At 72.0% G+C, this 19,009-nt stretch carries 14 protein-coding genes; 4 read left to right on the plus strand and 10 right to left on the minus strand.

Annotation, left to right across the window (positions count from 1 at the left end; translation table 11 throughout):
• Nucleotides 1-435 precede the first annotated feature (435 nt).
• The gene (locus tag AC1VNM_RS04265; RefSeq protein ID WP_483105990.1) at nucleotides 436-2,151 is read left to right on the plus strand and encodes a hypothetical protein; all 1,716 of its coding nucleotides are present in this window, start codon (nucleotides 436-438) and stop codon (nucleotides 2,149-2,151) included.
• On the opposite strand, the gene AC1VNM_RS04270 is transcribed toward AC1VNM_RS04265, so the two are convergent.
• On the minus strand, nucleotides 2,144-2,656 hold the full coding sequence (locus AC1VNM_RS04270) for an Lrp/AsnC family transcriptional regulator (protein WP_483105991.1): 513 nt from the start codon (nucleotides 2,654-2,656) through the stop codon (nucleotides 2,144-2,146). The two genes, AC1VNM_RS04265 and AC1VNM_RS04270, sit on opposite strands and share 8 nt — an antisense overlap.
• 126 nt (nucleotides 2,657-2,782) lie before the next feature.
• Between AC1VNM_RS04270 and AC1VNM_RS04275 the strand changes: the two genes are divergently transcribed.
• Complete coding sequence (locus AC1VNM_RS04275; protein WP_377155647.1) at nucleotides 2,783-3,385, plus strand: MarC family protein; 603 nt, start codon at nucleotides 2,783-2,785, stop codon at nucleotides 3,383-3,385.
• 114 nt (nucleotides 3,386-3,499) lie between these two features.
• On the opposite strand, the gene AC1VNM_RS04280 is transcribed toward AC1VNM_RS04275, so the two are convergent.
• Both AC1VNM_RS04280 and AC1VNM_RS04285 read right to left on the minus strand, forming a co-directional pair.
• Nucleotides 3,500-4,039 (minus strand): GNAT family N-acetyltransferase, encoded by a 540-nt coding sequence (locus tag AC1VNM_RS04280; protein ID WP_483105992.1) that lies wholly within the window; start codon nucleotides 4,037-4,039, stop codon nucleotides 3,500-3,502.
• 58 nt (nucleotides 4,040-4,097) lie between these two features.
• Complete coding sequence (locus tag AC1VNM_RS04285; RefSeq protein WP_483105993.1) at nucleotides 4,098-6,170, minus strand: sensor domain-containing diguanylate cyclase; 2,073 nt, start codon at nucleotides 6,168-6,170, stop codon at nucleotides 4,098-4,100.
• A gap of 308 nt (nucleotides 6,171-6,478) precedes the next feature.
• On the opposite strand from AC1VNM_RS04285, the gene AC1VNM_RS04290 reads away from it, so the two are divergent.
• Nucleotides 6,479-7,096 (plus strand): GGDEF domain-containing protein, encoded by a 618-nt coding sequence (locus AC1VNM_RS04290; protein WP_483105994.1) that lies wholly within the window; start codon nucleotides 6,479-6,481, stop codon nucleotides 7,094-7,096.
• A 7-nt stretch (nucleotides 7,097-7,103) separates the two neighbouring features.
• On the opposite strand, the gene AC1VNM_RS04295 is transcribed toward AC1VNM_RS04290, so the two are convergent.
• From AC1VNM_RS04295 to mutL, 7 genes are all read right to left on the minus strand, one after another.
• Complete coding sequence (locus AC1VNM_RS04295) at nucleotides 7,104-8,381, minus strand: lipocalin-like domain-containing protein (protein WP_483105995.1); 1,278 nt, start codon at nucleotides 8,379-8,381, stop codon at nucleotides 7,104-7,106.
• The gene (locus AC1VNM_RS04300; RefSeq protein WP_483105996.1) at nucleotides 8,381-11,047 is read right to left on the minus strand and encodes an FtsX-like permease family protein; all 2,667 of its coding nucleotides are present in this window, start codon (nucleotides 11,045-11,047) and stop codon (nucleotides 8,381-8,383) included. Before AC1VNM_RS04300 ends, AC1VNM_RS04295 begins: the two co-directional genes overlap by 1 nt.
• A gap of 114 nt (nucleotides 11,048-11,161) precedes the next feature.
• The gene (locus AC1VNM_RS04305; protein ID WP_377155641.1) at nucleotides 11,162-11,821 is read right to left on the minus strand and encodes an ABC transporter ATP-binding protein; all 660 of its coding nucleotides are present in this window, start codon (nucleotides 11,819-11,821) and stop codon (nucleotides 11,162-11,164) included.
• Between the two features lie 82 nt (nucleotides 11,822-11,903).
• The gene (gene miaA, locus AC1VNM_RS04310; RefSeq protein ID WP_483105997.1) at nucleotides 11,904-12,914 is read right to left on the minus strand and encodes a tRNA (adenosine(37)-N6)-dimethylallyltransferase MiaA; all 1,011 of its coding nucleotides are present in this window, start codon (nucleotides 12,912-12,914) and stop codon (nucleotides 11,904-11,906) included.
• Nucleotides 12,911-14,149, minus strand: coding sequence for a multidrug effflux MFS transporter (locus AC1VNM_RS04315; RefSeq protein ID WP_483105998.1), 1,239 nt, complete (start codon nucleotides 14,147-14,149; stop codon nucleotides 12,911-12,913). The genes miaA and AC1VNM_RS04315 overlap by 4 nt, the downstream gene beginning before the upstream one ends.
• The gene (locus AC1VNM_RS04320; protein ID WP_483105999.1) at nucleotides 14,146-15,903 is read right to left on the minus strand and encodes a pseudouridine synthase; all 1,758 of its coding nucleotides are present in this window, start codon (nucleotides 15,901-15,903) and stop codon (nucleotides 14,146-14,148) included. Before AC1VNM_RS04320 ends, AC1VNM_RS04315 begins: the two co-directional genes overlap by 4 nt.
• Before the next feature lie 95 nt (nucleotides 15,904-15,998).
• Complete coding sequence (gene mutL, locus AC1VNM_RS04325; protein ID WP_483106000.1) at nucleotides 15,999-18,047, minus strand: DNA mismatch repair endonuclease MutL; 2,049 nt, start codon at nucleotides 18,045-18,047, stop codon at nucleotides 15,999-16,001.
• 153 nt (nucleotides 18,048-18,200) lie between these two features.
• On the opposite strand from mutL, the gene AC1VNM_RS04330 reads away from it, so the two are divergent.
• Nucleotides 18,201-18,851 carry a DedA family protein gene (locus AC1VNM_RS04330; protein WP_483106001.1) on the plus strand — a complete coding sequence of 217 codons (651 nt, stop codon included), beginning with the start codon at nucleotides 18,201-18,203 and terminating at the stop codon, nucleotides 18,849-18,851.
• The last annotated feature ends 158 nt before the right edge of the window (nucleotides 18,852-19,009 follow it).

Below are 19,009 nucleotides of genomic sequence, written 5' to 3' on the forward strand. Positions count from 1 at the left end.
GGCGCCATGCATGCGCCGTCGTTCGGTGGAGCCTCGATGGCGGGCGTCGCGTCCGTGTGGCCGCCCGTGGCGCACGGGGTTCATGTGGCCCACCTGCTGCCGTTGGCGGCCTGCGCGGTCGGCCATCCGCTGCACGGCGTGATCGCGCCGATCCTGAATGCGGCGCTGCACGAGATCTCCCGGTACATGCCGCCCGTCTTGCAAGCCGCGGCGCCTCCCGCGGCCTTTGGTGCCCCGATCCGGTACGTGCCGTACCCCGCGCCGGCACCCAGCGCGCCGCGACCGCCGCAACCGCAGTCCGGCGCTCCTGTGCGCAGCGGCCCGGCGCCGCAAGCCGGCCCGGACCTCCAGCGCGCCGCTTCACCGGCACGCGCGGCGACAGTGCCTGCCCCGTCGTCGCCGCCGACGCCCATCGATCCCCATGCCTTCCTCGGCGTGCTGCAGGCCCTGGACGAACAGGACGTGTCCGATGTGATGCTGCTGCATCCGGGGCCTGGTGAGCCGATCTCTCCATTCTTCGAGCAACTCAAGCATCCGGGGCAGTCGATCGTCTGCAGCCTGCAGACCGACGACGGCGGCGAAGCGCGCGCGAGTGCGTATCGCCTGGACGGCATGGAACCGGACGGCAGTTGGCTGTTGCAGGTGGACATCCAGCTCCCCGGGGAGCCCGTGGAGTCGCGGCTGATGCGCATGCATGACGTGCAGGCCCAGCCGCGGGATCCGGAGGCGTTTCAGCTGGACGTGGCCCGCGCTCGCGACGCCGTCGCGACGAGGCAGGAGACGCTCGGCGACGTCAGCGGCCTGGCGGTGATCTGCGCGGACGGCGCGACGGCTTCCGGTGCGGCGATCACGCTGATGAACCAGATGGAATCGCTGGATCGCCACCGCCAGGAGGCGGATGAGCTGCAGCAGCCAGGGCCCAGCCTGGAACACTTCCAGCAAGAGCAGCGCCGATTCATTCAGGAGGCGCGGGACCGGCATGGCGAGGCCTTTGCGCAAGGGCTGGATCGTCAGCTCAGCCAGGCCTGCGAGCGCGTGTACGCGCAATCACCTGCGCCCGCACCTGCAGCCGCACCGCCAGCACCGGCACCGGCACCGGCACCGGCACCTGCGCCCGCACCCATGCCTGCACCTGCACCTGCACCTGCGCCCGCGCCCGCACCCGCACCTGCACCTGCACCCGCACCTGCACCTGCACCTGCACCTGCACCTGTGCCCGCACCTGCACCTGCACCTGTGCCCGCACCGGCACCGGCACCGATGTCCGGGGCCGAGTCATCGCTGCTGGACGAGCCGATTCCCGCCAACACCGCTTTGCATCGGCCCTTGATGCCCACCCCGGCGATCACGAACGCCGAGGTCCACCGAATGTTCGCCCAGTTGCCGGCAGTGGCCACCCATGATCCCGAGGTCGACGATCGCAAAGCTGCCGACCTGAAGGAACGCAAGATCATGGACGCCATGGCCCGCCTGCCGAAGGCGTTCGCCGCGCTGCCGCGGTCCGCTTCCGCCCCGGACCTTCTGCAGACCTCGAGGAATGCTGAAGCGGCGACCACGCTGGCGATGGCACTGACGCAGGCGCGCGCCGCCAGCGAAGCCAACCTGCTGGCGACCTCGCGCGAACGACCCCTTCAGAATTCGATGGGAGCGCTGTTCCGGGAGATCGACAGTTCCCTGGGCATTGCTCAGAAGTTGAAGCGTCTCCTGCCGTTCCGCAATGGGGAGGCCCGATTGGCGGATCAGATCGCGGACCGGATGATGCTGGTCGTCGACCAGCTCCGTCACGTGCATCAGAAGCTCGAAGCGACCGGTGCCGGCGGTAGCGGTGTCGGGGAGGCCGAATTCATTGCCCGGAACCTCTCCAAGGCCGCTGGTCGAGCATTCAATGAATTGACGCCGCCGATGCGGCTGCGACTCATCGATGCGTTCCATGACGATGGCGGTCAGCTGCCGGCGATCAAGGCCGCGCGCGATGACCGACTGCGGGAGATGATCCGCTTGGCCGACCCCGCGTCAGGCGTCCCCGCATCGCGCGACCCCAGCGGCGTGAGCGCGGAGTATCGAGTGGCCCAGCGCAAGCATGAAGCGTTGAACTACGCGATCGCGGCCCTGGAATTCGCCGTGCCGTCGAAGCAGAACGCGCCTACTTGACCGGCAGCCCCGCCGGCGGCTTGATCTCCTCCAGGCAGATCATCGAGCGCACGTCGGCGACGCCGTCCAGCTGCATCAGCTTGTCGGTCAGGAACTTGGACAGCGCCTGCAGGTCCCGCGCGACCACCTTCAGCAGGTAGTCCGAGTCCCCCGACACGGTGTGGCACTCCAGGATCTCGGGGAAGTCGCGGATCAGCGACTCGATCTCCCGCACGCGGACGAAGGCCTGCGCGGTGATGTTCAGGCTGACGTAGGCGGTGACGCTCAGCCCCAGCGCGAGCGGGGCGACATCGGCGCGGTAGCCGCGCAGCACGCCGCGTTCCTCCAGCGCGCGCACGCGGCGGAAGCACTGCGGCGCCGACAGGTGGACCTGAGTCGCCAGATCGACGTTGGACATCCGGCCGTCGCGCTGCAGCGCCTCCAGGATCCGCAGGTCGATCGCATCCAGCACGACCGGACCGGTGGGCCGGGCAGGGGCGGTCTTCTTGTCCATCCTGTCGTTCATCTTGTTCATCATCGAGGTCAGGGCGAGGAATCCTTGCGATTCTATGGAGTCGGATGAACGAAGCGTGCGTGGCGGCGCGCCAACGCCCAGTCGCCCGCGGGGCGCCATCGGCGAGAATCCCGCCCCATGGATCACAGTTTTCTCTCCGCCCTCATCCTGCTGCTGCTGGTGCTCGACCCACTGGGCAGCCTGCCGATCTTCATCCCCATCATGCGGGCCGTGCCGCGCGAGCGCCGGCTCAAGGTCGCGCTGCGCGAAGTGACCATCGCCTTCGGCGTGCTGCTGGCCTTCATGTTCCTGGGCGAGGGCTTCCTGCGGCTGATGCACCTGTCCGAGCGTTCGCTCGAGGTGGCCGGCGGCGTGATCCTGATCATCATCGCGATCCGGATGATCTTCAGCCACGCCGGCGAATCCGCCTACGGCGTGGAGACCGGCCGCGAGCCGTTCATCTTCCCGCTGGCCGTGCCGCTGCTGGCCGGCCCGTCGGCGATGGCGACGGTGCTGCTGCTGGCCTCGCGCCAGCCGGACCGCGTGGCCGAATGGATCGGCGCGCTGTTCACGGCGATGGTGATCTCGTTCCTCGCGCTGATTTTGGCGGACCGGATCCGCAAGCTGCTCGGCGACTCGGTCGTCTCGGCGATCGAGAAGTTGATGGGCCTGGTGCTGACCGCCATCGCGGTCGAGATGATCCTGTCCGGCCTGAAGCGCTACTTCGTCGGCGGCCTCTGATCCCCACGACTGACGCAGCACCGCTTTGGGCGCGCCGCGTCGTTGCAAATCCTCGCCATAGCGCCGCTATGGCTCCGGTTTGCGCCTAGCGGCGCATCCCAAACCGGCGCCGCGTCAGCCGCGGGGAGCCAGCGTTGTGGCGGACATCTCTTGCGCCGCCTTGGCCGCGGACGGGGAGCGGCGCCATTCGTCCGCCGTCATGCCGTAGACCGCGATGTCCGCGTCGTGCCAGCGCTGCAGCTCGCGGTAACTCATGCCGAGCTTCTTCATGATGTGGGCCGAGCCCTCGTTCGCCGGCTCGCAGACCGCGACGAGCTCGGGCGCCTGCAGCGTATCGAACGCGAAGGCCGCCATCCGGCGCGCCGCCTCCGAGCCATAACCCAGGCTCCAGCGGTCGCGGCGCAGGCGCCAGCCGATCTCGTGCGGGTTGGCCTTGTCGCCGCGCAAATGCTGGATGCAGCCAGCGCCGACGATCTCGCCGGTCCCGACCTCGAAGAAGGTCCACCAGCTGAAGCCCCACTCGGCCCAGCGCGCCTTGACCCGGTCGATCATGGCCTGCGTGTCCTCGAGCGTGTCGGGCTTGCCGGTGATGTAGCGCATCACCTCGGGGTCGCGGTTCATCTCGAACAGGCCCTGCAGGTGGGCGTCGGTCATCGGTTCCAGGCGGAGGCGGGCGGTGGTCAGGCAGGTCATCGCCCGACTGTACGGCGGCTCAGCGTGCATGGCTCCGGTCACCCCGCAGACGCTGCGGATCGGTCGCGGGTGATGTCTCCGCCGAAGTGCCGGCCGATGGCAGCTCCGAAGGCTGGCGCAGCGCCGACAGATCGATCTCGTCCGGCGGCAGCGCCCCGTTGAGCCAGCGGATCCGGCAACGTCCGGCGCGCTTGGATTCGAACATCGTCTGGTCCGCGCGGCTCATCAGCACCTCGGCGTCGACACCGTCGAGCGGGTAGTGCGCGACGCCGATGCTGCTGCCCACCTGCACCGTCGCGCCCGAGGAGAGCCGTACCGGTTCCAGGATCGCGCGCAGCAGCCGCTCGCAGGTGACGCGGCTCGCCTCGGGCGAGGGCAGGGGCGTCAGCAGCACGACGAACTCGTCGCCGCCGAGCCGCGCGGCCGTGTCGGTGGCGCGGATCGTCTCCGCGAGCCGCTGCGCCACGGCCTTCAGCACCTCGTCGCCCGCATCGTGGCCGTGCGCGTCGTTGACGGCCTTGAAGCCGTCCAGGTCCAGGTAGGCCACGGCCACCGACTGCTGCTGCCGTTGCGCCGCGGCCATCGACTGGCGCAGCCGGTCGGCGAGCAGCACGCGATTGGGCAGGCCGGTGAGCGCATCGTGGAAGGCGGCGCGCTCGACGCGGGCCTCGTAGGCCTTGCTCTGCGTGATGTCGACCATCATCCAGAGCGTGGTCTCCTCGTCGCGCTCGCCGGGCAGCGCGACGCCGTTGAGGTCCACCCAGACGAGGCTGCCGTCCTTGCGCCGCATCTGTTGCTGGCTGCGGTAGTGGCCGCCGCGCCGCAGCACCGGATAGGCGTTCTGGCCGAGCGCGGCGAAGGTGTCCTCGTCGACGTACAGCTCGCGCACCGGCAGCCCGAGCATCCCGTCCTTGCCGTAGCCGAAGAGCCGTTCCAGCGCGCCGTTCTTCCACACGATGCGACGGCCGCGCAGCTTGGCCATGGCGATGACCTCGGTGTCCAGCATCGCCTGCTGGTCCAGCGTCAGGCGGCGCAGGTCCTCGGTCATCGTGTCGGCCAGGGCTTGCGCGCGGGCGCGGCCGGCCGACAGCAGGTAGGTCGTCGCCGCCAGCAGCGTCGTCAGCACCAGGCCCAGCAACCCCGGCCCCCAGCCCGCGGCGTCGATGACGTCGCGCTCATAGGCCGTCGTCAGCGCGGCCTCTACGCGGAAGGCCCGGCCGGCGATCTCGACCTGACGCTCGACCGCGACGACGCGGTTGTCGAAACCGGCCCGCGCGGTCGGCGGGGTGTCGAGGGGCTGGATGCCGGTGACCGAATCCAGCAGCAGGTCCTCGGTCGCGCCGTGGTCGTCGACCAGCAGCCGGAAGTCCATCGGCGCCGCGGCCAGGCCCTCCTTGAGTCCGTGCAGGATCTCCTGCGCCACCAGCGGCGCGTAGAGCATGCCCAGCAAGGACTGTCGACGCTGGTCGGGCGTGACCGGATCCGCGCCGTCGCGGAAGACCGGCACCAGCAGCAGCATGCCGGGTCCGTGCGCCCGATCCTGCACCAGCGGCACCGGCGCGGACAGCGTGGCCTCGCCGGTGGCGATCGCCTGTTCGATGGCGCGGCGGCGGGTCGATTCCGACCCGAGGTCGAAGCCCCAGGCCGGATAGTTCTGCGACAGCGGCTCGATGTGGGCGACGACGAAGAGGTCCGGCGCGGCGTCGCCGAAACCGCGCACCGAGAACTGCGGCGCGCCGTCCGCCCGCTCGGCGGCGATGAACGCGGGCAGATCGGCGCGCATCACGCGCGGCACGAAGCCGAAGCCGCGCACTCCCGGAAATTCGCGCGCCAGATCGCGCGACTGCACGTAGGCGCGGAAGGCGTGGCGGTCGAGCCGGCCACGCAGCGCGGCGATCGTCCCGCGCGCGCCCTTGAGGCCGTAGACCGGTTGCATGAAGCGCTGGACGACGTCGCGCTGCAGGCGCTCCATCTGGGCATCGAGGACGCGATGCCCTTCGGCCACGACGCGGTTGCGGTTCCACAGCATCGCGCTGAGCGTCAGCGCCAGACCGGTCAGCAGCACGAGCAGCGCGCCGACGACCGCCGGCATCGGCAGGTCGCCGGGCGGCGGAGCGGCCGGTTCATTGAACGTGGAATCCCGCGAGTCTCCCGGATCTCGCGAACCTTGTTCTGGTGTGGTGTGCACGGGCAGGGCGGCAAGGCCGCGGGCGCTGGACACAGCCGTTGACTGTAGAGCAGGCGCGGACCGGTCGCACGCGTCCCTGCGGCGCGTCCGGATTCGTTACAACTGACGCGACGCACCGTGGCGCAAGCGCCTATCCTCCCCCGCTCAAGGGGGCGGCGCGCGGCTTGCTCCTGTGCTGCAATCGATCCTCATCTCCGGCGAAGGTGGGCGGCATGGCTCAAGACTCGGACAGGGGCCCCGGGGCCTGGTGGACTTCCCTGCGGCGGCGCTGGCTGGCGCGTCGCGAGCCTCCGGCGCGGATCGCCGCCGCCGACGAGGCGCAGTTGATGGACGACCTCAAACGCGAGGCCGCCCGTGCGCAGCGGCACCGCCACGACGGCGTGCTGATGCTGCTGGAACTCGACCCCTGGGCGCGACTGCAGCAGCAGCATGGCGAGGACTGCATCCAGGCATTGGATGAGCGCCTGGACCAGCTTGTGCGGCAACAGTTGCGCGGCGGGGACTGGTTGCTGCCCTTGCCGCGTGGCGTGTGGGCCGCGTACCTGCCGTGCACCGATCCGCTGGGCGCGCTGGATGCCGCGGACCGGGTGCGGGCCCGCGTGGCCACCCTCGACTACCGCTGGCAGGGGCAGGCGCTGCCCTTGAGCGCGAGCCTGGGCCTGGCCCATTGGCAGGACTGGCGGCGCGAGCCGCAGCAGGGCGCGGACCAACTGCTGCAGCAGGCCCGGCAGGCGCTGGCGCTGGCCCGCAGCGCCGGCTGCAACTGCGTGCGCGCCTACGCGGCGATCCCGTCGGGGCGCAGTCGCTACAGCGGCACGCGACCGGCCTAGCGCGGTGCTACAGCGGGACCCGTCCCGCGTAGCCCGTCATCTCCAGGTAGCCCCAGCCCAGCGTGCGGCCGGCCTCGTCGGCCACGCGCGCCACGCCTTCCCAGTACGGGAAGCCCGTGCTGCGGCGCGCGTCGATCTCCTGCGACGCGTACGCGGCCTCGACCAGGAACACGCCGCGCGGCGTGCGGATCCGCCAGCGGACCGGATAGGTCGCGAGGCTGACCGGGCTCTTCCAGAACGCCAGCGGCTCGAACTGGAGCTGCTGCTCGAAGTCGACCATGGCGCCGCCCGTCGCCGCGCGCCAGCTGCCGCCGGTCCAGATCCCCTTGCCGTCCTGCCCGCGCATCCGGAACAGCGTCAGCGACGCGCCGTCGTCGAGGTTCAAACCCAGCCAGTCCCAGCCGACCGCGCGGTCCGGCGCCGCGTCGGCGCCACGGCCAAGGTACTGGTTGCTCCATTCGTGATCCAGCCAGGCCCGGGCCCGCACATCGCGTGTGCCGTGCGTGCCGCCCTCGCGCAGCGCGAGCCGGCCGGTGCCCGACAACTGCGGCTCGCTGACGTAGCGGCTCGCCTGCTGCTCGCCCGGTCCCTTGCGCGACCAGCCGGCCCGGCCCTGCAGCAGCGGGGCCTGCGGCGCCTCCAGCGTCAGCTCGAGCGCGAAGCCGGCCTGTTCGCTCGCCATCAGCAGCGCGTATCGGCTGCGGCCGCCGGGAGTGCCGACACCGCCGGCGCCGCCGGGGGTGTCCACGCGACGCAACTGCCAGTTGCCCAGGCGCACGCGGGTGTCGTCGATCTCGGTCCGCGCGTTCGCGAAACCATGCCGCAGCACCTGCTGGTCGTGCAGCAGGCGCTGCCGGCCCAGGTCCGAGATCGCCGCATGGCCCAGCATCATCTGATCCGGCGCGAACGCCGACTGCAACGGACGCTTCAGATCGTTCCGGACCCGGAAGAAGGTGAGCTGGAAACCGAAGTCCGGCCGGGGACTGCCGTCGCCGTCCTTGCCGATCCTGGCTGCCGGCGCGGCCGCGGCCGAACCCGTGTACAGCACGCCCGTCACATACCACCACTCGACGCGCGTCTCGGGATGCGCGCCGTGGTCGCGGGGGAAATGCAGCGGTGCGGCGGACAAGCGCTCCGATGCCGATGCCGACGTCGGCCCCGACCCCGACCCTGACCCTGACCCTGACCCGGCGCCGGACTTCCGCGCCTGGGCGAACGACGCCTGAGGCGCCAGGGTCAGCGCCGAGAGTCCGAAACCGCCCAGCAGCGGGCGCCGTCCGATCATCACCAGTCCTCCCGCACGGCGCGCAGCGCCTCGCCGCTGCCGGCGCGCAGCGCACGCGCGCTGGCCCAGGCGGCGGTGGCGCCGGTGGCGAGCAGGCTGGCCACCAGCAGCGCCGCGACGCGCCAGCCGGGGATGGCCCAGTCCATGCTCCAGTGGAAACTCTGCGGGTTGAGCCGGAACACCAGCACCGCGCTGATGGCCAGCCCGACCAGCAGCCCCATGACCGCGCCGGCCAGGGCCTGCAGCAGCGTTTCGGCGAGCACCAGCCGGCGCAGCATCGCGCGCGTCAGGCCGAGGTGCAGCAGCAGGCCGAATTCGCGCCGCCGTGCCAGCAACTGCGCCGACAGGCTGGCCGCCACGCCGAACAGGCCCAGCCCCAGCCCCACCGCCTGCAGCCAGTAGGTGATCGCGAAGCTGCGGTCGAAGATCGCGAGCGAGAAGCGCCGCAGCTCGCCGGCCGAGGCGATCTCCAGCGACTCCGGCGCGCCGGAGCTGTCGCGCAGCGCCTGCTGCACGGCGATGGGATCGGCGCCGGCTTTCAGCCACAGCGCGAGCTCGGTGATCGCGGCGTCGCCGCTGAGCCGTTCCCAATCGCTTCGCTCCATCAGCACGGCGCCGCTCTGGCGGCTGTAGTCGCGCCAGATCGCCTTCACGCCGACCGGCAGCTGCCGTCCGTCGAGCCGGAGCATGAAGCGGTCGCCGGGGGCGAGGCGGAGCTCGTCGCGCATCGCCTCGTTGATGTAGACCGGCTGCAGGCCGTCGGGCAGCGTGGCGGCCTCGCCCTGCAGCGGCAGCCGGTGATCGAGCGGCCGCGCCAGCAGCGTCGTGCCGCCGGTCATGCCGCGCACCCGGATCCCGATCGAGCGCGTGCGCTGCGCCGCCACGCGCTCGACGCCCGGCAGCGCCGCCGCCGACGCCGCCAGTCCCGGCGGCATCGGCTGGCCCTGCTGGGCGCTGTCGCGGGCGGTCTGGCGCAGGTAGAGATCGGCGGGCAGCATGTCGCTCAGCCACTGGTCCAGGGAATTCCGGAAGCTCGCGACCATCACCAGCATGGCCACGGCGAGCGCCAGCGCGACCAGCACGCCCGCGATCAGGCGGCCCGCTTCACCCGCCTGGTCGCGGGCGCGTTCGACGGCCAGCAGCGGCAGCGCGCGCCGCGCCGCCCAGCCGCGCAGCAGGCCCGTGATCGCGCGCAGCACGAAGGGCACCGTGCCCAGCGCGCCGAGCAGCAGCGCGACCATCGCCGCATAGGTCCCGAGCGGCAGGCCGAAGACGGGGCGCATCCACGTCAGCGGCAAGGCGGCGGCCAGCAGCACCGGACCCATCCACCACCAGCGGCCGGCATCGCCGCCGCTGCCGAGTCCCTTGAGCACCTGCGCGACCGGCAGGCCGCGCAGCCGCGCCAGCGGCAGGGCGGCCGCGCCCAGGCTCACCAGCGGTCCCAGCGCGAGCAGGCCCGCGATCGAGGCGCCCGAGAGCTGCAGCTCGGGCCGTCCGCCGCTGAGCCCGGTCAGCCCGCTGCCGAGATCGCCGCCGAGCGCGTGCAGGCCCAGCTCGGCGAGTGCGACGGCCAGCCCCAGGCCCAGCACCGCGCCGGCGAGGCCAAGCGCCAGCGCCTCCGACACCAGCAGCGCCAGCCGCTGACGCGCGCTCATGCCGAGCACGCCCAGCAGTGCGAGTTGCGGCAGCCGCTGCGCCACCGACAGGCTGTGCACCGCGAAGACCATGAACGCGCCGACGAAGAGCGCCATCAGCGACAGCACGCCGAGATTGAGCCGGTAGGCGCGCGTGAGGCGGCGCGCCTCGTCGGCCTGCTGGCGGGCCTGGTCCTCGGGCGCATGGGCCTGGACGCCGGCGGGCCAGTTGGTCGGCACCGCGCGGTCCGGCGCCATGCGCAGCAGGATCGCGTCGAGCTGCCCGGGGCGGTGCAGCAGTTGCTGTGCCCAGGCGATGTCGACGATGACCAGCGGCTGCTGGCGGTCCGGCACGCGGCCGGCGACGGGGAGCGGGGCCGGTTCATCCGGGAGGTCGACGCGCAGGGTCCGGGGCAGGGGCGAGGGCCGCGAGGGCGACAAAGGCGGCGCGGAAGGCGCGGCAAGACCTGACCCCGAGGCGGGCAGGGATCCTGATGTGCCGTTGCCTGTGCCCGCGTTGGCCGTGGCGTCGAAGCCGAGTCTCGACCACGCCGCATCGCTGACCAGCAGCGCCGGCTCGCGCAGCGCGCGGCCGAGGTCCGCGCCGTCCAGTCGGGGGAACCATTGCGGATGGAAGGCGCCGAGCTGCACCAGGTCCAGCCCGATCAGCCGCACGCGCTGCCAGGATCCGTCGCGGCCCTGAAGCCGGATGCTGGCGTCGAGCCGGGGCGCGATCGCGGCGATGTCGTCGCGCGCGGCGAGCTCGCCGAAGTAGCGGTCGGACAGCGGCGCGGCGCCGGGCGCGGGGCTGAGTTCGGTATCGGCCACCGCGCTGCTCTGGCGCGCGGCGGATTCGAACTGCGCCAGCGCCGACGCGTTGATCCAGTGCACCGCGCCGGCCAGCGCCAGCCCCAGCGCGATCGTCAGCAGCGCCGCGAGCTGGCGGCCCCACTGCAGGCGCAGCGCCGGCCACGACAGCTGCCACCACCAGCCCCAGGCGCGGCGCAGGCCGGCGAGGGCGGAGGAGTTCACGCGCGCGTTCATCGCCGGCTCATCGTTGGCCCGTCGTGGGCGCAGGGCGGGGGTATCGCGGACTCATCGCCGGCTTCGGTGGTGTCGCGAGTTCATTGCGTGCTCATTGCGGGCTCATGCCTCGACGAGGTGCCCGTTCTCGAGCCGCAACCGCCGGTCCGCGTGTTCCGCCGCGTGCGCCGAGTGCGTCACCAGCAGGCAGGCCGCGTTCTGCTCGAGCAACTGCTGGCGCAGCAACCGCATGACCTGATCCGCATGCGCGGGATCGAGGTTGCCGGTGGGCTCGTCGGCCAGCACCAGCACGGGCCGGTGCACCAGCGCGCGGGCGATCGCGACGCGCTGCAGCTGTCCGCCGGACAACTGCCGCGGCAGGTGCCGGGCCTGCGCGGCGAGGCCGACCGCGTCGAGCATCTCGGCCACGCGCTTCGCGTCGGGCTTGCCCTGCAGCAACAAGGGCAGGGCCACGTTGTCGTGGACGTTCAGATGCGGCAGCACGTGGAAGGCCTGGAACACGAAACCCAGCTGTTCGCGGCGCAGCTGCGCCTGGCCGGATTCGTCCAGCGACAGGATGTCGCGCCCCAGCAGCACGACCTGACCCCGGTCCAGCGGCTCCAGCGCGGCCAGGCCGTTCAGCAGCGTGGACTTGCCGCTGCCGGATTCGCCGAGCAGCGCGAGCATTTCCCCGCGCTGCAGCGTCAGCGAGAGGTGCTCGAACAGCGTCTGCGCGCCGTAGCGCTTGGTCAGGCCGGTGGCCGTGAGGAGCGGGACATCCATCGTCGGAACCCTCTTCCAGATCGTCGTGGAGAAGCCGGAGGTCGATCGAGGGATTGTGGCGCCTGTCCCGGCGGGCGCCCGGTCAGATCGTGTCGACGTGTGCGATCAGCCGGTCGAGCGCGTCTGGCGCCTCGGCCGGCACGATGCGGCGCGCCGGCATGCTGCGCAGCCAGGTGATCTGGCGCTTGGCGAGCTGCCGCGTCGCCGCGGTGCCGAGTTCCTGCAGCGCCGCGAGGTCGGGCGCGGCCTCGTTCGCGTCGAGGAGTTCCCACGCCTGGCGGTAGCCGACGCAACGCATCGACGGCAGGCCGAGGTGCAGGTCGCCGCGCGCGCGCAGGCGGCGGACCTCGTCGATGAAGCCCTGTTCCAGCATGAGCGCGAAGCGCTGCCCGAGCCGCGCATGCAGCCAGGCGCGGGCCTCGTCCGAGGGTTCGAGCGAGATCAGCGGCCAGTCGACGCCCTGCGAGCGCTGGCGCTGGTAGAGCGCCGACATCGGCTCGCCGCTGAGCAGGCAGACCTCCAGCGCGCGCTGGATGCGCTGCGCGTCCAGCGGCGCCAGTCGCGCGGCGGTCTCGGGATCGAGCGTGGCCAGCCGCGCGTGCATCGCGGGCCAGCCGTCGCGCGCGGCCTCGGCGTCGAGTTGCGCCCGCAGCGCGGGGTCGGCCTGCGGCAGCTCCGACAGGCCGTCGAAGAGCGCCTTGAAGTACAGCATCGTGCCGCCCACGAGCAGCGGACGCGCGCCGCGCGACTGGATCTCCGGCACCAGTCGCATCGCATCGCGGACGAACTGCGCGGCGGAGTAGCTCGCCGTCGGCTCGAGGATGTCGATCAGGTGGTGCGGCACGGACGCGAGCTCGTCCGGCGTCGGCTTGGCCGTGCCGATGTCCATGCCGCGGTACACCAGCGCGGAGTCGACGCTGATGATCTCGACCGCTTGGCGGCGCGCGATCGCAAGCGCCGCGGCGGTCTTGCCGCAGCCCGTCGGGCCCGCGATGCAGAGCGGGGTCAGGTCGTGCCTCGCCGGGCGGTTGGCGTCGATCACGGCGTCGATCTCGGCGTCGATCACGGTATCGGGGCGGCGGAGGTCGCTCATGCGGGTCGGGGCGAGGGCTGGCCGTGCCGACGAACCAGCGTCCAGGCGCAGGTGGCGGTACACAGGCCCAGCACCATCATCGTGGCGGCGAGCAGCGTCACGGTGCCGTCGAGGCTGGCGCTGAGCCACGCGCCGACGGCGAAGGCGGCGAGCGCGATCGCGAAGCCTGACAGCGCCGCCGCCGCGCCGGCCTGACGCGGGAACGGCCCGACGGCGCCGGCCTGACCGCAGGGCTGGAGCACGCCGTGGCCGAGCATGATGCCGACGTGCGGGATCATCAGCGCCCACGGCGACGGCGACAGCACGAAGGCGGCCAGGCCCATGCCCAGCGCGCCCAGCGCGGTGAAGCACGCGCCGCGCGCGACGGTGTCGGCGATGCTCAGCGTGCGCAGCCAGCGGCGGCAGATCAGCGTGCCGGTGACGTAGAGCGCGGCGCCGCCCGCGACGAGCGCGCCGTAGGCGTGGTGGCGCAGGCCCAGGACCTCGATGAACACGAAGCTGGAGCCGGCGAGGAAGGCGTACAGCGTCGCGTAGGCGAGCGCGGTGAGCAGCGCGTAGGCGCGGAAGGTCGGGTTCGAGAGCACGGTCCGCCAGTTGGCGACGAGACCCGAGGGACGCAGCGCGGCGGGGTCGGGACGAGGCAGGCTTTCGGGGACGCGCAGCGCGATCAGCGCCAGCGTCGCGGCGCCGAAGACGGCGGTCGCCAGGATCGCCCAGCGCCAGCCGAGACCGGCCGCGAGCACGCCGCCGATCAGCGGCGAGGCCAGCGCGATGACGCCGAGCCCGGACAGCGCCTTGGCCATCATCCGTGCGCCTTCCTGGGGCTCGAACCAGTCGCGCAGCATCGCCCGCGCGACGACGACCGACGCCGCCAGGCCCAGACCCTGCAGCGCGCGGCAGGCGACGAGGCCCTCGATCGTCGAGGCCAGCGCCGCGCCGATCGCGGCGACGACGTACAGCGACAGCCCGCCCAGCAGCACCGGCCGCCGGCCGAAGCGATCGCCCAGCGGGCCCAGCACCAGTTGGGAGAGTCCGAACGCGAGCATCAGCGCGGACAGCGTCAGCTGCGTCGCACCCATGCCCGCCTGCAGGTCGGCGCGCAGGCCGGGCAGGGCGGGCAGATAGAGGTCGGTCGTGACCGGCTGCAGCCCCAGCAGCATCGCCAGCGCGACGACCTGCAGCGCGGGCGCGGGGCTCGCGCCGCGGTCAGCCGCCGCCGGCGACGGAACGCTCAAAAGCGCTCCCAGGGCGCGAGGTAGCGCCACTGTCCTGGCGGGAGCTGACCCAGCGGGATGCGGCCGATGCGCACGCGCTTCAGGCCCAGCACCTTCAGCCCGACCAGTTCGCACATCCGGCGGATCTGGCGCTTGCGGCCCTCGCGCAGGACGAAGCGCAGCTGGTCCTCGTTGGCCCAGCTCACCTTGGCGGGCTTCAACTGCACGCCGTCCAGTTCCAGACCGTGGATCAGCATCGCGACCGCGCGCGGGTCGAGCGCGTGCTGCGGGGCCTGCTCCGGATCGCCGTTCTCGATGGCGACGCGGACCAAGTACTCCTTCTCGACGTCGGAGTCCTCGCCGATCAGGTGGCGCGCGATGCGACCGTCCTGCGTCAGCACCAGCAGGCCGGTGGAGTCGATGTCCAGGCGCCCCGCCGGCGCGAGGCCGCGGCCGTGGCCCGGCGCCCAGTGGATCTTGGACGGATCCTCGCCCCAATGGGTGTCGGCCTTGACCAGCACCGAGGCGGGCTCGTAGCCGTCCTCGGCCTGGCCGGAGACGTAGCCGATCGGCTTGTTCAGCAGGATGGTCACGCGCTGCGCCTGCTGTTCGCGGGCGGCGGGGTCGACCTCGATCTTCGCGTCGGGGCCGACGCGCTGGCCGAGCGTCGCGAGCTGGCCGTCCACGGTCACCCAGCCGGATTCGATCCATTCATCGGCTTCGCGGCGCGAGGCCAGGCCGAGTTCGCTCATGCGCTTGGAGAGGCGCTCACCGGCATCCTGGTCGGCGAGGCGCACCGGCGCGGGCTGGCGCGGCGCGTCCGGCTGACGCGGACGGTCGGTGCGCTCGGCGCGCTCCTCGCGCTCGGCGCGGGCATGGACGTCGGACGGGTGGCCGGGATCGCGGTCGCCGTAAGGCGCGCGACGCGGGCGGTCGTCGCCGTAGCGGGCGCCCGGACCGGCGCCGGGGCCGTTCCCGTAGCGCGAGCCTTCGTTGCCGCGGCCATAGCGGTCGCCGCCCCGGTCGCCACCGCGATCATCGCGCGGGCGGTCCCCGTAGGAGCGGTTGCCTTGCGGGCGGTCCCCGTAAGGCCGGTCGCCCTGTGGACGATCGCCAGAGGGACGGTCGCCATAGGGACGGTCGCCATACGGCCGATCACCCCGGGGACGGTCGCCTTGTGGCCGGTCGCCATAGGCGCGGTCGCGTTGCGGGCGATCACCGTAGGGGCGATCTCCCTGAGGACGGTCGCCATAAGGACGATCCCCTTGCGGACGGTTGCCGTACGAGCGATCCCCCTGCGGCCGGTCGCCATAGGAACGGTCCCCCTGAGGGCGGTCCCCATACGGGCGGTCGCCTTGCGGACGATCCCCTTGAGGACGGGCGGGACGATCGCCGTAGCGGTCATCCCGGCGGGGACGGTCGCCGTCGAAGCGGGGGCGGTCATCCGAGCGCGGACGGTCGCCGTAGCCTCCGCCTTCGCGCGGTGGCCGGCCGCCGGGACCGCCGCGGCGGTCGTCGCGTCCCTGCGGGCCGCGGGTGTCCTGGCCGCGATCGTCACGTCGCGGGTCACGGCGCGGGTCACGTCGTTCACGGCCTTCCTCAGCCAGGCGCTTCTGGAACGCCGCCTCGCGTTCGGCGCGGTCGGTCTGGGCTTGTGCCAGCGTCGGGCGCGGCTTGTTGACGCCTTTTCCGCGCAGCGGCGCGCGGCGCGGCCCCTTGTCGTCCGCCGACTTGGCATCGGCCGGTTTGTTCTTGTTGAGTTTGAGCGTGGCCATGTCGGTACTGCTTCGGGGTGAATTGCGGGGATCCGCCGGAAAAAGAGGGGGAGCGCGGGAACGGACGACGGGCGGGCGCGTTGAGTCGCCCGGACTCAGCGCCCGCGCAGGAACAGCGCGTCGAGGTCGCGCAGGGTCAGTTGGCGCCAGGTCGGGCGCCCATGGTTGCATTGATCGGCGCGTTCCGTGCGTTCCATGTCGCGCAGCAGCGCATTCATCTCGTCGATCGTGAGCTGGCGATTGGCCCGCACCGCGCCGTGGCAGGCCATCGTGGCGAGGATCTCATGCTGCGCGCGCTCGATCGCATGGCTGGCGTCGAACTGTGCCAGTTCGGCCAGCACGCCGCGCGCGAGTTCGACGACATCGCCGCCGGCCAGCAGCGCCGGGCGTTCGCGCACCGCGAGCACCTTCGCCGACAGCGGGGAGATGTCGAGCCCCAGGCGCCGCAGCGTTTCGGACTGCGCCTCGGCGGTGGCGATCTCGGCCGGCGTCGCGGCGAAGGTCACCGGGATCAGCAGCGGCTGCGAGTCGATGCGGGTCTCGCCGAGCGCGGCCTTCAGGCGTTCGTAGACCACGCGCTCATGGGCCGCGTGCATGTCGATGATGATCAGGCCCTGCGCGTTCTCGGCCAGCACGTAGATGCCCTGGATCTGCGCGATCGCGCGACCCAGCGGCCATTCGCCGGCCTGGCTCGACGGCAGCGGGGCGGCGGGTGCGGCGCCCAGCGCCGACAGCGCGGAAGCCGAGGCCGGCGTGGTCGGCAGGCCGCTTCTGGGGCCGGAAGCGTAGAGCGCCTCGGCCTGTTCCAGCGCGAGCGCCGTCTGCGCGCGGGTCGGGATCGGGGCACGCCAGCCCTCGGGGCCGGCAAACCGGGCGGAGGGCGCGGTGTAGGGGGCCGGTGGCTCGTAGGCGAACTGGCTGGAAGCGGCGTCGCCCGCGGTCTGTCCGTCCGTGCCCGGTGCGATCGAGGTGCCCGGTGCACCGGCCATGCCGCCCTGTTCCCAGGCCGGCGTGCCGGTCCAGCGCTGGCGGCCCGGCGAGGCGGCGGGCTCGCCGGTCGTGGCGGGCGCCGCCGCGGTCGGCTGGCCTTCCTCGCTGCTGCGCGAGAGCGCGAGCGCGGCCACCACGGCGCGGCGCACCTGCTGGTGGATCTCGCGGCCGTCGCGGAAGCGGACCTCGATCTTGGTCGGATGGACGTTGACGTCGACCAGCTCGGGCTGGACGTCGATGAACAGCACGTAGCTCGGCTGGCGGTGGCCGTGCAGGACGTCGTCGAAGGCGGAGCGGATCGCGTGGGCGATCAGCTTGTCGCGCACGTAGCGGCCGTTGACGTAGACGTACTGCATGTCGGCGCGGCTGCGGGCGGCCTCGGGCAGGCCGATGCGACCGTGGATGCGCATCGGGCCGACCTCGGCGAACACCTCGCGGCTCTGCGCGATGAAGTCCTCGTTGAGGACTTCCGCGATCCGCTGCGGCAACGGGGAGGCGCGCCACTGGTCGACCAGCTTGCCCTCGTGCCAGACGGCGAAGCCGACGTCGGGCCGGGCCAGCGCGTGGCGGCGCAGCGCTTCGAGGCAATGGGCGAGCTCGGTGCTCTCGCTCTTCAGGAACTTGCGGCGGGCGGGCGTGTTGAAGAACAGCTCGCGGACTTCGACGGAAGTGCCTCTGGCGCGGGCGGCGGGGCTGAGCTCACCGGTGCGGGCTTCCAGGCGCCAGGCATGGGCGGCGCCGTCGTAGCGCGAGACCAGGGCCAGTTCGGCGATGGACGAGACGGCGGCGAGGGCTTCGCCGCGGAAGCCCATCGTCGCGACGGCCTCCAGGTCGTCCAGCGTGCCGATCTTGCTGGTGGCGTGGCGCTTGATGGCCAGGGGCAGCTCGCCGTCGGGGATGCCGTGGCCGTCGTCCTCGACGATGAGGCTGCGGATGCCGCCGGCGATCAGCTTGAGCTGGATCTGGCCGGCGCCGGCGTCCAGCGCGTTGTCCACCAGTTCGCGCACGACGGAGGCCGGGCGTTCGACGACCTCGCCGGCGGCGATCTGGGAGATCAGTTCATCGGGGAGTTCGCGGATCGCGCGCCGGCCCGCGGGGGCGGCGGTGTCGAATGCGGCCGCGGCGTTCGCCGTCGGGGCGAGGGTGTCGTCCATGGGGGCGATTGTAGAAGGTGGCGCGGTTCCGGGGCCGATCACTGCCGATCTGAGGGCTTGACTCTGTTCGGTGGACCACACCGCATTTCCGAGTCGGTCAATCTCGCGTTTCGTCACCGGTTGACCGGGAACCGCCCGCCATAATCCGCGCCCATGGACCTGATGCACTTCCTCGTCGACTTCATCCTGCATGTCGACAAGCACCTCGCCGAGTTCGTCACCGCCTACGGCATGTGGGTGTACGCGCTGCTGTTCCTGATCGTGTTCGTCGAGACCGGCCTCGTGGTGATGCCCTTCCTGCCGGGCGACTCGCTGCTGTTCGTCGTCGGCGCGCTGTGCGGGACCGGGATGATGAGCCTGCCGCTGGCGATCGCCGTGCTGCTCGTCGCCGCGATCCTGGGCGACCAGTGCAACTACACGATCGGGCGCTACTTCGGGCCGAAGGTCTTCCAGTGGGAGCAGTCGCGCTTCTTCAACAAGCGCGCCTTCGACGCCGCGCATGAGTTCTACGAGAAGCACGGCGGCGTCACCATCATCCTCGCCCGCTTCATGCCCTTCATCCGCACCTTCGCGCCCTTCGTGGCCGGCGTCGCGGCGATGACCCGCAGCCGCTTCACCGCCTACAACGTCGCCGGCGGCGTCGTCTGGGTCGTGGGCCTGACGATGGCGGGCTACCTCTTCGGCAACATCCCGTTCGTGCAGACCCATCTCAGCAAGATCATCTGGGCCATGATCCTGATCCCGGGCCTGATCGCGTTGTACGGTGGATGGCGCGCCTCACGCGCGAAGACCACCACCGCCTGATCGACGCAGACAGCGAGCCGCTAAGACGTCGTACGCCACGAGCGGTTGGGGACGGTGGGGCTTGGGGTTCAGGCGCTTGACGCCTGTGGCCCCATGCCCCAGCGGCCAACGCCCCGGTCGCGGCAGGCAGGCGGCACCTAAAGGGAAAACACCGACCC

It is taken from the genome of Mitsuaria sp. MSU3D, from assembly GCF_056867975.1.

Excerpts from the sequence above, each read along its gene's own strand:
- AC1VNM_RS04270 (WP_483105991.1), bottom strand. The coding sequence starts at position 2,656 with ATGAACGACAGGATGGACAAGAAGACCGCCCCTGCCCGGCCCACCGGT.
- AC1VNM_RS04275 (WP_377155647.1), top strand. The coding sequence starts at position 2,783 with ATGGATCACAGTTTTCTCTCCGCCCTCATCCTGCTGCTGCTGGTGCTC.
- AC1VNM_RS04280 (WP_483105992.1), bottom strand. The coding sequence starts at position 4,039 with ATGACCGACGCCCACCTGCAGGGCCTGTTCGAGATGAACCGCGACCCC.
- AC1VNM_RS04285 (WP_483105993.1), bottom strand. The coding sequence starts at position 6,170 with ATGCCGGCGGTCGTCGGCGCGCTGCTCGTGCTGCTGACCGGTCTGGCG.
- AC1VNM_RS04290 (WP_483105994.1), top strand. The coding sequence starts at position 6,479 with ATGGCTCAAGACTCGGACAGGGGCCCCGGGGCCTGGTGGACTTCCCTG.
- AC1VNM_RS04295 (WP_483105995.1), bottom strand. The coding sequence starts at position 8,381 with ATGATCGGACGGCGCCCGCTGCTGGGCGGTTTCGGACTCTCGGCGCTG.
- AC1VNM_RS04305 (WP_377155641.1), bottom strand. The coding sequence starts at position 11,821 with ATGGATGTCCCGCTCCTCACGGCCACCGGCCTGACCAAGCGCTACGGC.
- miaA (WP_483105997.1), bottom strand. The coding sequence starts at position 12,914 with ATGAGCGACCTCCGCCGCCCCGATACCGTGATCGACGCCGAGATCGAC.
- AC1VNM_RS04320 (WP_483105999.1), bottom strand. The coding sequence starts at position 15,903 with ATGGCCACGCTCAAACTCAACAAGAACAAACCGGCCGATGCCAAGTCG.
- mutL (WP_483106000.1), bottom strand. The coding sequence starts at position 18,047 with ATGGACGACACCCTCGCCCCGACGGCGAACGCCGCGGCCGCATTCGAC.
- AC1VNM_RS04330 (WP_483106001.1), top strand. The coding sequence starts at position 18,201 with ATGGACCTGATGCACTTCCTCGTCGACTTCATCCTGCATGTCGACAAG.